A 2040-nucleotide genomic window follows, 5' to 3' on the forward strand; every position below is an offset into this window, starting at 1 on the left:
TTTATGAGTACAGAAGGTTTTCACATTGTCTGCCCGCATTGTCAGACAACCAATCGTCTGCCCGCTGAGCGCCTAAGCGCACAGCCTAATTGCGGCAAATGTAGCCAGTCGCTACTGACAGCAAGTCCACAAGAGCTAAGCGCTCAAACGGCTAACAAAGTCATTCAAAAAAATGACGTACTAACGATTGTAGATTTTTGGGCGAGTTGGTGTCAGCCGTGCTTGATGATGGCGCCGCAGTTCAAAGACGCCGCCAAGCAATTGCCGCAAGTTGTCTTTGCCAAGTTGCAGACGGACAAATATGAGCAAGCGGCAGCGCCTTATAATATTCGTAGTCTGCCAACGATGGTAGCTTTTAGAGGGGGCAAAGAGGTCGCGCGGCAATCTGGCGCCCTACCAACGAGCCAAATCGTGCAATGGGTAAACAGTTTAAAGACTTAATGTTTATATTGACTAAGGTGCTATCATCAAAAAAGCCAATACGGTAATCCCGTATTGGCTTTCCTATTTTAAATCTAAATAGTACTACTCACCATATATCTTTATACCGTTAGCAAAGGTGCAACGCTTGACGCGCGCGGACTGGATAATAGCGTCAGCTTCGCCGTACAGCCTAGATAACTTCGCATCACGCGCTTTAGTATTGTTGCTTTTGCCTAGTCCGACGCTAATGTTAGGCGAGATACCCCAACGTCCAGCCGAGATACCAACGCCAACGCCTGATGCTGCTATCGTCGATTGCTCATTGCGAGTAGCATCGACATAACGCTCAACGCGGGCATATTCTTGACTGAGTGATTGACAGTCATAGCTCTGATAAGTGCTAGGCGGTACATATTGCGGTGTCACATTGCCAGTAGAGGCACAGCCTGCCAAAGCCAGCACACTGGCCGCTGCCAATACCGTCGATTTGCTCAAATTTTTCATAATCATTCCAGTGGGCTAAAGTATAAAGGGGTGTATCTAATTGATTGCATTACTATAAAACGAATAGTTGAAGATAGCAATAACAAAGCAAATAAGGGTCTAGGTCTAAAGGTCTAGAGTCTGACGCTAACACTTATTTAAGCTAGAACCTAAGCTAAAATCACTAGGGCGTTCTTAAAAAAAGTTCTCAGGTTTTGTATAAGCCAAAGTTACAATACTGGCATAAGCAATACCTGCAATGATGATACCCACTTTGCTCTGGCTAGGGGTCGCATCAGGCTTAAAGGCTTTGATACTGGCGCTAATCGCCGCGACTAGCAGTATGATCTTAGCAAATACCCATTGCACTGGGGCGTTGACGCTCATCAGCTGCATGAGCATCCAAGCACCCGACACGATAATGAGTAGATAGACGATATGATTAGCAATTTTGATAACTCGCGGCGCTTGTTTATTAGCACTTAGCACCAAAATACTTTGATAGATAAAGAGGCCGATGACAATAAGTGCTAGAAGCGTATGTAGATGTTTCATTGAAGGTAGGTTCCTGTAGCGCAATGTTTAGATTAAATTAGGTGACTTTATAGGTTTTGTCCCGCGCACAAGGGACTCTCAGGGCTAACTCCCTGCGCTTGCCATTCGGCAGGCGTATAGGCATGAATAGCCAAAGCGTGTACCATGCCGCCCTTTGAAGTCAGCAACTCTGCTACCGCGTCATATACCAATTGGTGACGCGCGACCAGACGCTTAGCGTCAAAAGCGTCACTGACCAGTGTGAGTTTAAAATGGCTCTCTTTACCTTCAAAATAGCCTGCATGATTCATCGACTCATTGACCAGCTCTAAATACTCAGGGTGCAAAGTCTGTAGCGCGCTCTTTAGCGCTGTTGCTGTTGGCATATTATTATTCATGGTAATCCCTATAAAACGCGCTCTACTAAAAACTATAATATTTATGTCATTATAACAGACATCGTGAGAACCAAAGTGAGTTGTACCGCGCATAAAAAAGCGGAGCGCATACTTCTATAACGCTCCGCTACTTTAGCTATCTTGATACTTTTAGTAGAACAAACTAACTAGTAGAACAAACTAACTAGTAGAACAAACTAAC

At 44.9% G+C, this 2040-nt stretch carries 4 protein-coding genes; 1 reads left to right on the plus strand and 3 read right to left on the minus strand.

Going from position 1 to position 2040, the window contains the following annotated elements; translation table 11 throughout:
* Nucleotides 1-3 precede the first annotated feature (3 nt).
* Complete coding sequence (gene trxC / locus ACTXGO_RS12980) at nt 4-441, plus strand: thioredoxin TrxC (RefSeq protein WP_443543657.1); 438 nt, start codon at nt 4-6, stop codon at nt 439-441.
* An 84-nt stretch (nt 442-525) separates the two neighbouring features.
* On the opposite strand, the gene ACTXGO_RS12985 is transcribed toward trxC, so the two are convergent.
* From ACTXGO_RS12985 to ACTXGO_RS12995, 3 genes are all read right to left on the minus strand, one after another.
* Nucleotides 526-927, minus strand: a complete 402-nt coding sequence (locus tag ACTXGO_RS12985; RefSeq protein ID WP_317199149.1) for a hypothetical protein — start codon at nt 925-927, stop codon at nt 526-528.
* A 174-nt stretch (nt 928-1101) separates the two neighbouring features.
* Nucleotides 1102-1461 carry a SirB2 family protein gene (locus ACTXGO_RS12990; RefSeq protein WP_317199148.1) on the minus strand — a complete coding sequence of 120 codons (360 nt, stop codon included), beginning with the start codon at nt 1459-1461 and terminating at the stop codon, nt 1102-1104.
* 47 nt (nt 1462-1508) lie between these two features.
* Entirely contained in the window at nt 1509-1838 is a 330-nt protein-coding gene (locus ACTXGO_RS12995) for a BolA family protein (protein ID WP_435949585.1), read from the minus strand.
* Nucleotides 1839-2040 lie beyond the last annotated feature (202 nt).

Source organism: Psychrobacter sp. T6-1 (assembly GCF_052258445.1).